This is a genomic window from Allobosea sp. 05T438 (assembly GCF_056396025.1).
The window spans coordinates 176,206-188,671 of record NZ_JBFTKQ010000005.1 but is presented as its reverse complement, the minus strand read 5'-3'; the positions used below and the strand labels follow the sequence as shown (position 1 = coordinate 188,671).

Annotated in this window: 11 protein-coding genes; 7 read left to right on the top strand and 4 right to left on the bottom strand. The window is 65.9% G+C overall.

What is annotated here, in order from left to right; genetic code table 11:
* Positions 1–4: 4 nt before the first annotated feature.
* On the bottom strand, positions 5–1,096 hold the full coding sequence (lptG, locus tag AC1DIN_RS13460) for an LPS export ABC transporter permease LptG (RefSeq protein WP_476810181.1): 1,092 nt from the start codon (positions 1,094–1,096) through the stop codon (positions 5–7).
* Complete coding sequence (lptF, locus tag AC1DIN_RS13455; protein WP_476765125.1) at positions 1,096–2,289, bottom strand: LPS export ABC transporter permease LptF; 1,194 nt, start codon at positions 2,287–2,289, stop codon at positions 1,096–1,098. The genes lptG and lptF overlap by 1 nt, the downstream gene beginning before the upstream one ends.
* Before the next feature lie 155 nt (positions 2,290–2,444).
* Between lptF and AC1DIN_RS13450 the strand changes: the two genes are divergently transcribed.
* From AC1DIN_RS13450 to AC1DIN_RS13440, 3 genes are read left to right on the top strand one after another with little or no spacing between them, the layout of a single operon-like run.
* Positions 2,445–3,938: a leucyl aminopeptidase gene (locus tag AC1DIN_RS13450; protein ID WP_476810180.1), complete on the top strand. Its 1,494-nt coding sequence runs from the start codon at positions 2,445–2,447 to the stop codon at positions 3,936–3,938.
* Between the two features lie 49 nt (positions 3,939–3,987).
* Positions 3,988–4,440 carry a DNA polymerase III subunit chi gene (locus AC1DIN_RS13445; RefSeq protein ID WP_441470579.1) on the top strand — a complete coding sequence of 151 codons (453 nt, stop codon included), beginning with the start codon at positions 3,988–3,990 and terminating at the stop codon, positions 4,438–4,440.
* Complete coding sequence (locus AC1DIN_RS13440; RefSeq protein ID WP_476765126.1) at positions 4,437–4,847, top strand: hypothetical protein; 411 nt, start codon at positions 4,437–4,439, stop codon at positions 4,845–4,847. Before AC1DIN_RS13445 ends, AC1DIN_RS13440 begins: the two co-directional genes overlap by 4 nt.
* A 175-nt stretch (positions 4,848–5,022) precedes the next feature.
* On the opposite strand, the gene AC1DIN_RS13435 is transcribed toward AC1DIN_RS13440, so the two are convergent.
* Together AC1DIN_RS13435 and AC1DIN_RS13430 are read right to left on the bottom strand one after the other, a co-directional pair.
* Positions 5,023–5,709: a DUF2161 domain-containing phosphodiesterase gene (locus AC1DIN_RS13435; RefSeq protein WP_476810179.1), complete on the bottom strand. Its 687-nt coding sequence runs from the start codon at positions 5,707–5,709 to the stop codon at positions 5,023–5,025.
* A gap of 159 nt (positions 5,710–5,868) precedes the next feature.
* A complete protein-coding gene (locus tag AC1DIN_RS13430) occupies positions 5,869–7,743 on the bottom strand; it encodes an ABC-F family ATP-binding cassette domain-containing protein (RefSeq protein ID WP_476810178.1) in 1,875 nt (624 codons plus the stop codon).
* 371 nt (positions 7,744–8,114) lie between these two features.
* On the opposite strand from AC1DIN_RS13430, the gene coaD reads away from it, so the two are divergent.
* From coaD to AC1DIN_RS13410, 4 genes are all read left to right on the top strand, one after another.
* A complete protein-coding gene (gene coaD / locus AC1DIN_RS13425) occupies positions 8,115–8,615 on the top strand; it encodes a pantetheine-phosphate adenylyltransferase (protein WP_476810177.1) in 501 nt (166 codons plus the stop codon).
* A 187-nt stretch (positions 8,616–8,802) separates the two neighbouring features.
* Positions 8,803–10,134 carry a proline--tRNA ligase gene (proS, locus tag AC1DIN_RS13420; RefSeq protein WP_476810176.1) on the top strand — a complete coding sequence of 444 codons (1,332 nt, stop codon included), beginning with the start codon at positions 8,803–8,805 and terminating at the stop codon, positions 10,132–10,134.
* A 43-nt stretch (positions 10,135–10,177) separates the two neighbouring features.
* Complete coding sequence (locus tag AC1DIN_RS13415) at positions 10,178–11,470, top strand: lipoprotein-releasing ABC transporter permease subunit (RefSeq protein WP_441470572.1); 1,293 nt, start codon at positions 10,178–10,180, stop codon at positions 11,468–11,470.
* Between the two features lie 4 nt (positions 11,471–11,474).
* Complete coding sequence (locus tag AC1DIN_RS13410) at positions 11,475–12,164, top strand: ABC transporter ATP-binding protein (protein ID WP_441470571.1); 690 nt, start codon at positions 11,475–11,477, stop codon at positions 12,162–12,164.
* Positions 12,165–12,466 lie beyond the last annotated feature (302 nt).

The following is a 12,466-nucleotide window of genomic DNA, read 5'->3' as shown; positions in this document are numbered from 1 at the left end:
CGATTCACCCGTCTTCCTGATGGAGGAGGGCAAGGGTGCCCAGCATCGTCCCCAATGCTGCGGGCAACCACGCCGCGACGATCGGATTGACGATTCCCGACGATCCGAGTTCCTCCGACAGCTGGGTCGCAACATAGAGCACGAACCCGGCCGCGACGCCACCTATCACCAACTTGGTCACACCACCAAAGCGGAAAAATCTTAAGGAAACGGATGCTGCCACCAGCACCATGGCGATGAGCAGCAGCGGGCGCGCCATAAGTGCCTGATATCGCAGCTCATAAGGCGTCGTGTCGAGGCCGGCCCGCTGTGTCCGATCGATGACCGTTGGCATGGACCAGAACCCCACCGCATCGGGCGGGGTGAAGCTCTGTCGCATCTGTTCCGGCTCCAGGGTCGTCGCGACCATGTAGCTCGCGAAATTCTGTGGCTCTTCCGTGGCGGAGGTGATGCGCGCCTCGGTAAGTTCCCAGTGTCCCGGACGCAACACGGCCTGCTTCGCGTCGATGCGTTCCTTGAACGACCCGTCGTGGTTGAACACGAAGAACGCCACCTGAGACAAGCCGTCCTCGTCCGGCAGGGCGCCGGCCGCGCGGATAATGGCCTGTCCATCGACGCTGCGCTGCCTCAGCCAGACATCCTGGGCAGCGCCCGTCTTGCCGCTCGCGCGGACGAACAGCCGCGTTTCGAGCGCGGTGGCCTTGCGCTTCAGATCAGCCGCGAGCGGGTTGTAGATCATGATCGACATCAGGCCGATCATCCCGGCGACGGCCGCTGCGGGCTGCAGGAACTGCCAGGCCGAAACGCCGACCGAGCGCGCGACCACCAGCTCCAGCTTACGACTCAGCGTCAGCAGCGCGAACATACCGCCGAAGAGTGCGGCGAAGGGGAAGATCTGTTCGGCCACGGCTGGTGCGCGGAAGAGCGCGAGCTGCACGATCCGCGGGGTTGTCGCGATGGGGGAATCGCCGGCCCGGCGCATCAGCTCGACGAAATCGAGCGTGCCGATCAGGAAGAAGAAGGTGCCGAACACACTGAGGATCGCGCGGGCGAAGCGCTTTGTCAGATAGCGCCCGAAGGTCGAGAACAGGAGCATCAGGCGCGCCGGAAACGGGCCGCAATATTGGCGAGCGGCGTTGTCAGAGGGGCAGTGAGTCGCGCCATAACGGGGCGCAGGCGTTCACCGTAGAAGATGACGGCGAGGGCCAGCGTGATGGCCGTGATCGGCAGGATGTAGAGCAGGGCGGCGGCGAAGGGCGAGCGGACGCTCGCCGTCCAGGCCGCATAGGCGGCAATGCGGGTCGCGCCGACGATCATGATCGCGGCCTGGATCGCCAGCGCACGTCCCTGGCGAGTAGTCCGCGCTTCGCCGATCGCCGCGAAGGCGATCAGCATGAAGGCGAAGGGGTAAAGCGGCGCCGACAGGCGATTGTGCAGCTCGGCCCGGAAGCGGCCTTCCTGAATCTTGTAGTAGCTCTCGTTCGGGTTCTGATTGATGAGCTGCCAGGTCGAGCGTTCGCGCGGCTTGTAGACCACCTTGTCGCCGTCGCCTTCCCCGGGGCCGCCGGTCGGATCGCCGGTCAGCGCCGAGAGATTGAGCGCGTAGCGCTCGAAGGAGATGATGGACGTCGTGGTGGTGTTCTTGGTCTCGCGCTGGATGGTCCCCTTCTCGAGCATCAAGAAGCTCTGGCCTTCCGCCTCGACCGTTCGTCCGCGCTCGGCGAGATAGATCGAAGGCTGCGCCGGGTCGCGACGATCCTGCATGAAGATGCCGACCAGCGAGTCGCCGGCCTTCTCGCGGTAGTGGAAGGTGACGCCGGAATCGAGCGAGACGAACTGCCCCTCCTTCACGACGTTGGCGACGAAGTCGGCGCGGATCAGCGTGATCAGATCGCGCAGCATGCGGAAGCTCGCGGGCATCACCGAGATCGTCATCCACGCCACAATGACCGCGGTGATGATGGTCAGGGCGAGGAAGGGCCGGACGATCCGGTGCGGTGCCACGCCGGCGGCGTTCATCACGATCAGCTCGGAATCGCCGTTGAGCTTGTTGAGCGTGTAGAGCGTCGACATGAACAAGGCGACTGGCGCGATGCCGGCGATCAGCGCGGGCAGCGACAGCAGCGTGACGGTCAGGAAGATCAGGACCGTCTGGCCCTTGCCGGTGATGAGGTCGACTTCGCGCAGGGCCTGCGTGACCCAGATGACCCCCGTGAGACCGAACAGCAGCACGATCGCCGCCCCCGCCGCGATCTTCAGGATGTATCGGTCAAGGCGGTTGAACAGCACGCATCACTTCCGGCAGTCGGGAATGGGAGATTCCCGAGGTGGTTCGTCGGACACCCCATATGGTATAGGCGCGTTCGCGGCGCAAACGGGAATCGTTTGCCGCCGGCCATCCCTGTGTCCTTCCCCGGCACTTGTCGCAAGATTGTGAGCGGATCATGTCCCAGCGCCTGAAGCTCGAGGTCAAAGCCCTGAATGCCGTCGAAGGGCAGGATCTCGTGATCCTGGTTTCGGATCGGCTCGTGTTGCCGTCCGCGGCCGAGAATGCGGCGGGGCGCGCTGCGCAGGCTCTCCTGACGCGGGCCGCCGCGGCCGAGCGCTACAAGGGCAAGGCCTATGCCGGCCTGACCTTGCCTGCTCCCGAGGGGGCGTCCTACGAGCGGCTGATCGTCGTCGGGATCGGCGACGCGGACAAGAATGACGATCTCGATTTCGTCAAGCTCGGTGGCGCCATCGCCGGCCGGCTCGGTGCGGGGCGCACGGCGGAAATCATCCTGGCGCTGCCGGCTGGAACGATCGCGGCCGAGCGTGGCGCCGAGCTGGCGCTGGGCCTGAAGCTGCGCAGCTATGCCTTCGACCGCTACAAGACGAAGAGCAAGGACAAGGATGACGCCGGGCCGATCGCGGTGACGCTGCGCTCGGATGATCCTGCCGGCCTGAAGAAGGCCCTGAAGGCGGCCGATGCCGTCGCCGCCGGCGTCGTGCTGGCGCGCGACCTCGTCAACGAGCCGCCGAACGTCCTCTACCCGGAAGAATTCGCTGACCGGGCCGCCAAGCTGAAGAAGCTCGATGTCGAGATCGAGATTCTCGACGAGAAGGATCTGAAGAAGATCGGCATGCGCGCCTTGCTCGGGGTGGGCCAGGGCTCGCGTCGCGAGAGCCGCGTCGCCATCATGCGCTGGAACGGCGCCGGCAAGGACGAGCAGCCCGTCGCCTTCGTCGGCAAGGGGGTTACCTTCGACACCGGCGGCATTTCGCTGAAGCCTGGTGCCGGCATGGAGGACATGAAGGGCGATATGGCCGGCGCTGCCTGCGTCGTCGGTCTGATGCACGCGCTTGCCGCCCGCAAGGCCGAGGTCAATGCGATCGGCGTCATCGGCCTCGTCGAGAACATGCCGGACGGCAACGCCCAGCGTCCGGGCGACATCGTCACCTCGCTCTCTGGCCAGACCATCGAGATCATCAACACCGACGCGGAGGGCCGCCTCGTCCTCGCCGACGTGCTCTGGTACACGCAGGAGCGCTTCAAGCCGCGCTTCATGATCAATCTGGCCACGCTGACCGGCGCGATCCTCGTGGCGCTGGCACAGGAGAATGCCGGCCTCTTCACCAACAGCGACGAGCTGGCGCAGCGTTTKACGGCCGCCGGCCTCGCGACCGGCGAGACGGTCTGGCGCATGCCTCTCGGCAAGGCCTACGACAAGATGATCGATTCGAAGTTCGCCGATATGAAGAATTCGGCCGGGCGCTATGCAGGCTCGATCACCGCTGCGCAGTTCCTGCAACGCCACGTCAACGACACGCCCTGGGCGCATCTCGACATCGCCGGCACCGGCATGGGCGCCAAGGACAGCGAGATCAACCGCTCCTGGGGCCCCGGCTGGGGCGTGCGCCTGCTCGACCGGCTCGTGGCCGACCACTACGAAAGCTAAAGTCATTTCTGCGGAACGAACGTCAGTGTTTTAGGAGAAAAGGGTTTCGATGGCCGAGATCCTGTTCTTCCATCTGCAGTCCCGCCCGCTGGAGCAGGTCCTGCCGACGATCCTCGACCGGGCGCTCTCGCGCGGCCAGAAGGTCGTCGTCGAGGTCTCAAGCCAGGAGCGGCTGAGCGTGATCGACGATCACCTCTGGACTTACGCCGACGAGAGCTTCCTGCCGCATGTCACGGCGATGGAGGCGGACGCCGCACAGAACCCGGTGGTGATCACCACGCAGGATCACAATCCGAACGCTGCGCAGGTCCGGATCTGCGCCGACGGAGTTCGCATTCCCGACGCAATGCAAGACTACGAGCGCATCGTTCTGATATTCGATGGAGACGATCCCGAGGCGCTGACAGCGGCCCGCGAGGATTGGAAGAAAGCCCGGGCCTCCGGCCATGCCGCCAGCTATTGGCAGCAGGACGAGGCCGGTCGCTGGGAGAAGAAAGCGTGAGACTGCCGGTTCTGTTTCTCTGCGCCGCGACACTCGCGGGCTGCTCGGTCGACATGGGCGGTTTCGCCTTCCAGTCCGAAACCAAGGGCGGCGTGACCACGACGCGGACGAGCAGCGCCAGCGCCGGAATCTCGACGCAGGAGCCGGTGCTGACGCCTGAGGGCGATTGCAGCGTCGGCGCCTCGCTCGATCCCTCGACGCGCCCGCTGCCGAAGGAGATCGCGCCCGGCATCACCGAATGCGAGCTGGTGAAGCTCAAGGGCACGCGGCCGACCGACGTGCTGATCGGCGAAAGCGGCAAGGGCCAGCGCGAGGTCCAGGTGCTCTATGCCGAGCCGGGCGGGCGCGAGATCTACATGTTCACCGACAACCGCCTCAGCCGGATCGTCAAGCCGGGGCAGGGGTGAACGGCACATATTCGGACGCCGCGTGGGAGCTTCGGCTGCCGCCGCGTTTTGACGTGTGCCGTCGTGCCGCGAGCTGAAAAAATGCTCGCTGGCCCCGCTGTTGCTTTGGGTGCAGCGTTTTCCCGGTCTTCCACAGCTGATGTCGTGTGGCGGAACCCGAGGGGCGGTTCGGGGCTCAGGCGGATGTCTGGCTGCTCTCCCGATTCGCGGCGTGCTCGGGTAGCCAGGTCGCCAATGCACTGCGACCTGTCTCGGTCAGCGCGTAGACGCCGCGCTCGGAGCGTTCGAACCAGCCATAGACATTCCGGCGCAGGATCTTCTGGGCATCGGGGAACGATGGCTTGAGATCGCGCGGGCGTTGCGGCGCCGACGCCATCGCTGCGGCACAGGCGAGCGCCTGCTGGCGATACGCTGTCATGATGGGCTTGCGCGTGCCTCCGCCGGCGACGGGGTCACCCTGGCGCCGCTTGTGCTCCTCCACCAGTCTCGAGCGCCGACGGGGATCCTTCCGCGGCGTAGGCGCGGTCGGGGAGACCAGGATATCGACATGGCCGGATTTGGAGATGCCCAGCAAACCGAAGCCGAGGCGCCGGCAGAGGTTGCGATATCTCGGATCGCTTTCGCGGCCCTTGCCCTTGGCGGAAAGCTGAGCTGCCAGCCAGATTTCATCGCCGAGGCTCATTCGCTCCACGCCCTGCAGAATGAGCTCCAGATTGAACGTCAGCTTCAGCTCGCCGATCACCACGACAGCCGGGTCATCATCCCGAAGCCCGACGAGATCGCAGTGTCCGATCTCTCCTTTGACGGAATAACCCAGGCCCTCGAGGAAGCGCTTGACGGGCAGATAAAGAGAGGTTTCCACACCGCATCTCCGGACAACGCGTCGAGCATGCCCTCATAGTCGTTTCAGCGAGGCAAACGCCGTGCTGGGCAGGGCGCCGCGCCTCCACCGGCAGAACCTGCGAACTCGGCGGTCGACGGGCGCGATCCTTGGTCGCCCGACAGCGCTGCCCGCCGGGCCTTACGCGCTCTCCAGCTCCTCGCCGAGCAGCAGCCATTCCTCCTCGGCGGCCGTCAGCGCCTCCCCCAGCTCAGCGCGCTGGCGTGAGAGCTGCAGCGCCTTCTCAGGCTCGCGGGAGAAGGCTCCGTTGGCGAGCGCCGCGTCGACCTTCTCGATCAGCCCGGTCAGCTTGGCGATTCGCGCTTCCGCAAGGTTGAGCTTCTGCCTGAGCGGCCCGAGCGCCGCCCGCTTGGTCGCGGCCTCCTTGCGCTCGTCCGTCTTCGGCTTTGCGGCTCCCGCTTCGGGAGCGGGCTTGCCGCGCCGCTCGGCCTTGGCGGTGTCGAGCACGAAGGCGCGGTAGTCTTCCATGTCGCCGTCGAAGTTCTTCACCGTGCCGTTCGCAACCAGCCAGAGCCGGTCGGCACAGGCCTCGATCAGGAAGCGGTCGTGGCTGACGAGGATGACGGCGCCGGGGTAGTCGTTGATCGCCGTCATCAGCGCCGTGCGGCTGTCGATGTCGAGATGGTTCGTCGGCTCGTCGAGGATCAGCAGATGCGGGCCGTGGAAGGTGGCGAGTCCCAGCATCAAACGGGCCTTCTCGCCGCCCGAAAGCAGCTTCACCGGCGTATCCGCCTTGCTGGCGGGAAAGCCGATCTGCGCCGCCTTGGAGCGCAGCTTCGCCTCCGGCGCATCCGGCATCACGTCACGCAGATGGCCGACGGGCGTATCTTCGAGCCTCAGCTCGTCGAGCTGGTGCTGGGCGAAATAGGCGGTCTCCAGCTTGCTCGATTTCTTCATCTCGCCGGAGAGCGGGGCGAGCCTTCCGCCGATCAGCTTGCAGAAGGTCGATTTGCCGTTGCCGTTGGAGCCGAGCAGGGCGATCCGGTCGTCCGGGGCGAGGTTGAGCTTGAGCCGCGACAGTACCTTGCGCTCGCCATAGCCGGCGCTGGCGTCGTCCAGCACGATCATCGGCGGCGAGAGCGGTTTCTCCGGCCCGGGGAAGACGAAGGGCTGCACGTCGCGGTCGACGATCGCTGCGATGGTCTCCATCTTCTCCAGCCGCTTCACCCGCGACTGCGCCTGGCGCGCCTTGGTGGCCTTGGCCTTGAAGCGATCTACGAAGGCCTGGAGATGTTTGCGCTCGGCGTCCTGCTTCTCCTTCGCGCGGGCGAGCTGCATCTGCTTCTCGGCGCGCTGCTTCTCGAAAGAAGAATAGCCGCCGCGGTAGAGCGTGAGCTTGCCCTGGTCGAGATGCAGGATGTGGTCGACGCTGGTGTCGAGCAACTCGCGATCGTGGCTGATCACCAGCACGGTATGCGGGTAGCGCTCGAGATAATCGTAGAGCCAGAGCGTGCCTTCGAGGTCGAGATAGTTGGTCGGCTCGTCCAGCAAGAGGAGATCGGGCTCGGAGAAGAGCACGGCGGCGAGCGCGACGCGCATGCGCCAGCCGCCCGAGAAGTCGGAGCAGGGGCGCTGCTGCGCCTCCTCGTTGAAGCCGAGGCCGTGCAGCACCATCGCGGCGCGGGCCGGCGCGGAATGGGCGCCGAGATCGGCGAGCCGTGTTCCGATCTCGGCGATGCGATGGGGGTCGGTCGCGGTCTCCGCTTCCTGCATCAGCGCGGTGCGTTCGGTGTCGGCGGCGAGCACGACCTCGATCAGCGATTCCGGGCCGCCCGGGGCCTCCTGCGCCACGCCCCCGATGCGCCGACCTTTCGGCAGGCTGATGTTGCCGCTCTCGGTGCCGAGGTCGCCTGTGATGATCTTGAAGAGGGTCGTCTTGCCGGTGCCGTTGCGGCCGACGAACCCCACGCGCGCGCCGTCCGGAATGGCGGCGCCGGTGTGGTCGAGCAGCAGGCGCTCGCCGAGGCGATAGGTGATGTCGTTGATCGTCAGCATGGCCGTCGTTTAGGCGGTTTGCCTATGAAAACGCAATGCAAAGCCGGCATAACCGGCCTGTCGTCACCGTTTCGTCACAATCTCGCCTCGTCGCGGCCCGCTGGCGCCGTCACCCAACGGCAATGCAGTAACTTCCGATTCGCGAGGCAGTCTTCGATGCATGCCTACCCGTTTGATGTCGCGTCCCGCCACGTTTCTTCGCTAGCCTCCCTGATGATCTGCCTGTCGATCATCCTCGGCAGTGCCGCTGCGCTCACCGCAATCGTCCCGTTTTCCTGAGGTTGCATCGGCTTGCCTTGGGGCAGGCCGAGCCTGGCTGGGATCGGGGATGCGGCTTGTCGCGCTGTGGATGAGCCGCTAACGCTGGCATCATGGCACGCATCGCTTTCTACACCGGTTCTTTCGACCCCGTGACCAACGGCCATGCCGACGTGATCGCGGCTGCGGCCGGGCTTTGCGACAAGCTCGTCGTCGCGATCGGCGTCCATCCCGGCAAGACGCCGCTTCTCGCCGCCGAGCAGCGCGCCGAGCTGGTGCGCACCGTCGCGACGCCGCTGCTTGCGGCGAAGGGGGCTGTGCTCGATGTCGTGACCTTCGATGATCTCGCGGTCGATGCGGCCCGCCGCGCGGGCGCCTCGATCATCATCCGCGGGCTGCGCGACGGCAGCGATCTCGACTACGAGATGCAGATGGCGGGCATGAACGGGACGATGGCGCCGGAGGTGCAGACCGTGTTCCTGCCGGCCTCGCCCGCTGTGCGCTACATCACTGCGACGCTGGTGCGCCAGATCGCAGCGATGGGCGGGGACGTCTCCCCCTTCGTACCGGCGCCTGTGCTCTCCGCGCTGAAGGCGCGCTTCGCTCGGAGCTGAACCTAATTCAGGCAGCGAAACGCGAAATAGATCGAGGCGAGAGACACACAACTTCGCCATCTTCCGCCGCTTTCTGGTGATTTTGGTTTGCATTTTGCCGAGAGCGATGGTGTCTCTCAGGTAAAGCGACTCGTTGCGTAGTTCCCCGGTGCGATCCCCCGCGCGCTGCCCTCCGACAGGTTTTCTGATGCGTCTTTCCCGCTATTTCCTGCCCCTTCTGCGCGATACGCCCAAGGAGGCGGAGATCGTCTCGCACCGGCTGATGCTGCGCGCCGGCATGATCCGCCAGCAGTCGGCGGGCATCTATGCCTGGCTGCCGCTCGGCCTGCGCGTGCTCGACAAGATCTGCAAGGTCGTGCGCGAGGAGCAGAACCGCTCCGGCGCCATCGAGATCCTGATGCCGACCATCCAGTCGGCCGATCTCTGGCGCGAGAGCGGGCGCTACGACGCCTATGGCAAGGAGATGCTGCGCATCAAGGATCGGCACGATCGCGACATGCTCTACGGCCCGACCAATGAGGAGATGGTCACCGAGATCGTCCGTGCCTACGTCAAGTCCTACAAGGACCTGCCGCTCAATCTCTACCACATCCAGTGGAAGTTCCGCGACGAGGTGCGCCCGCGCTTCGGCGTGATGCGCGGCCGCGAATTCCTGATGAAGGACGCCTATTCCTTCGATCTCGACAAGGATGCGGCGCGCCACGCCTATAACCGCATGTTCACCGCCTATCTGCGCACCTTTGCGCGGCTCGGCCTGAAGGCGATCCCGATGAAGGCCGATACCGGCCCGATCGGCGGCGATCTCTCTCACGAGTTCATCGTGCTCGCCTCGACCGGCGAGAGCGAGGTCTTCTGCCACAGCGACTACCTGAATTTCGAGACACCGGCCGCCGACACCGATTTCGACAGCGTCGCCGGCCTGCAGGGCGTCGTCGACAAGTGGACGAGCCTCTACGCCGCCACCGAGGAGATGCACGACAAGGCGGCCTTCGAGGCGGTCCCCGAGGACAAGCGCGTTTCGGCGCGCGGCATCGAGGTCGGCCACATCTTCTATTTCGGCACCAAGTATTCCGAGCCGATGGGCGCGGCTGTGGCCGGCCCGGACGGCCAGCCGGTACTGCTGCATGGCGGCTCCTACGGCATCGGCCCCAGCCGTCTCGTCGCGGCGCTGATCGAGGCCGGCCATGACGATGCCGGCATCGTCTGGCCCGACGAGATTGCGCCCTTCGACGTCTCCGTCATCAACCTCAAGGTGGGTGATGCCGCGACGGACGGCGCCAGCGAGCGGATCTACAAGCACCTGCTCGCCAAGGGCTACGACGCCCTGCTCGACGACACCGACGATCGGCCGGGCGCCAAATTCGCCACGGCCGACCTGATCGGCGTGCCCTGGCAGATCATCGTCGGGCCGAAGGGCCTGGCCGAGGGCAAGGTCGAGCTCAAGCGCCGCGCGGGCGGCGAGCGCGAGCTCGTCTCGCTGGAAGCTGCGCTCGACCGCTTCAAGGGCCGGGCGGCGTGACGGAGCGCCGCGCCAAAGGTCCTCGCATGGTCAGAGCCGCTTCATGAGCGCTGTCGCCGAGAATGCCGTCATTCCGACTGGAACGAAGCCTTTCGCTGGCTTCGAATGGCTGCTGGCCGGGCGCTATCTGCGCACGCGCCGGCGCGAGGGCTTCGTCTCGGTCATCGCCGGCTTCTCCTTCCTCGGCATCCTGCTCGGCGTCGCCACGCTGATCATCGTGATGTCGGTGATGAACGGCTTCCGCAAGGAGCTGCTGGAGAAGATCGTCGGCGTAAACGGGCATATCTTCGCCACGCCGATCGACCGGCCGCTCGACGATTACGACAGCGTCGCCCAGAAGCTCGCCAAGATCCATGGCGTCAAGCTCGCGATTCCGCTGGTCGAAGGGCAGGCTCTGGCCTCCTCGCAGACCGGCAACAACGGCGTGCTGGTCCGCGGCGTGCGCGAGGCCGACATCAAGGCGATTCCCTTCATCGGCGGCAACATCAAGTCCGGCACGCTCGACGGCTTCGACAGCGGGACGCCGGGCGTCGCCATCGGCCGGCGCCTCGCCAATGCGCTGGGCCTCCAGGTCGGCGATTCGATGACGCTGGTCTCGCCGCAGGGGGCCTCGACGCCTTTCGGCACGGCGCCGCGCATCAAGGCCTATCCGGTCAAGGCGATCTTCGAGATCGGCATGACCGAGTTCGACGGCACCTTCGTCTACATGCCGCTCGCCGAGAGCCAAGCCTATTTCAACCGCGATGGCGACGTGAACGTCATCGAGATCTTCGTCGACAATCCCGATCGGACGCAGACCGTGCGTGACGCGATCGAGGCCGATGCGCCGCGGCCGCTCGTCCTTTCGGACTGGCGCCAGCGCAATCGAAGCTTCTTCAACGCGCTCGAGGTCGAGCGGAACGTGATGTTCATCATCCTGACGCTGATCGTGCTTGTGGCGGCGCTGAACATCGTCTCCGGCCTGATCATGCTGGTGAAGGACAAGACCGCCGACATCGCCATCATGCGCACCATGGGGGCCACGCGGGGCACGGTGCTGCGCGTCTTCCTGATCACCGGAGCGGCGATCGGCGTCATCGGCACGGTCGCCGGCCTCATCCTCGGTGTGCTCTTCGCCAACAACATCAAGTCGATCATGGCGGCGCTGAACTGGATCACCGGGGCCAATCTCTGGGACCCGACCGTGCGCTTCCTGAGCGACATCCCCTCCGTCATCGACTGGCGGGAGGTGGTGAGCGTCGTGCTGATGGCGCTGACGCTGTCGCTGCTGGCGACGCTCTATCCGGCCTGGAAGGCCGCCCGGCTCGACCCGGTCGAAGCGCTGAGGATGGGCTAAGCAGATGGCGCAGGAGATGCCCGCGCTCTTCCTCTCGCAGGTCGAACGCTTCTATCCGCAAAGCGATGCGCCGCTCGAAGTGCTGCGCCGGGCCGATTTCGCGCTCTGGCCGGGCGAGGTCGTCGCGCTGGTCGCGCCCAGCGGCACCGGCAAGTCGACCCTGCTCCACGTCGCCGGACTGCTGGAGAAGCCGGATGCCGGCGAGGTCTTCGTCGGCGGGCTCGCCACGACCAAGCTCGACGATGCCGGGCGCACGCGCCTGCGCCGCACCGAGATCGGCTTCGTCTATCAGTTCCACCATCTGCTGCCTGAGTTCACGGCGCTGGAGAACGTGGTTCTGCCGCAGCGCATCCGGGGCCTGCCGCGCGATGTGTCGGAGGAACGGGCATCGGAGCTGCTGACCTTCCTGGGCCTCGGCGAGCGGCTGGATCATCTGCCGGGCGAATTGTCCGGCGGCGAGCAGCAACGTGTCGCCATCGGCCGCGCTGTCGCCAACGGGCCGCGTTTGCTGCTGGCCGACGAGCCGACCGGCAATCTCGACCCGCATACCTCGCAGCACGTGTTCGGCACGCTGATGGCGCTGGCGCGGGCGTCGGGGCTCGCGGCGCTGATCGCGACGCACAACCTGCAGCTGGCAGGCCAGATGGACCGGCAGGTGACGATCCGCGACGGGCTCGTCGTCGCGCTGGACTGAGGGCGCCTGCCGCCATTCTCTGACTGAGCGCTGCGCCGGTCCGAGATGCTTCAGCCGCGGCTGATTTCTTTCAACTCGAGCAGCACAAGTCGGCGCCGGGCAGGGCATGCGCCCACCTGGGCCGGCGGAGCCACGGTCTCCTTCTCTGTTAAGCGGCCCGAGTGGCTGTTAGGGCATCATTAACCGCCCGAGAGCGCGGGATGCTTGGCCGCGTGCACATCGATTGACGAGAACAAATCATGAACTAAAATGAACCTATCAAGAACAACGGAGGTTCTCATGACTGCAGCGCGTAAATTCGC

Bases quoted from the DNA above. Each gene is read 5' to 3' on its own strand.
- lptG (WP_476810181.1), bottom strand. From the start codon at position 1,096: ATGCTCCTGTTCTCGACCTTCGGGCGCTATCTGACAAAGCGCTTCGCC.
- AC1DIN_RS13445 (WP_441470579.1), top strand. From the start codon at position 3,988: ATGGCCGAGATCCTGTTCTTCCATCTGCAGTCCCGCCCGCTGGAGCAG.
- AC1DIN_RS13430 (WP_476810178.1), bottom strand. From the start codon at position 7,743: ATGCTGACGATCAACGACATCACCTATCGCCTCGGCGAGCGCCTGCTG.
- coaD (WP_476810177.1), top strand. From the start codon at position 8,115: ATGGCACGCATCGCTTTCTACACCGGTTCTTTCGACCCCGTGACCAAC.
- proS (WP_476810176.1), top strand. From the start codon at position 8,803: ATGCGTCTTTCCCGCTATTTCCTGCCCCTTCTGCGCGATACGCCCAAG.
- AC1DIN_RS13415 (WP_441470572.1), top strand. From the start codon at position 10,178: ATGAGCGCTGTCGCCGAGAATGCCGTCATTCCGACTGGAACGAAGCCT.
- AC1DIN_RS13410 (WP_441470571.1), top strand. From the start codon at position 11,475: ATGGCGCAGGAGATGCCCGCGCTCTTCCTCTCGCAGGTCGAACGCTTC.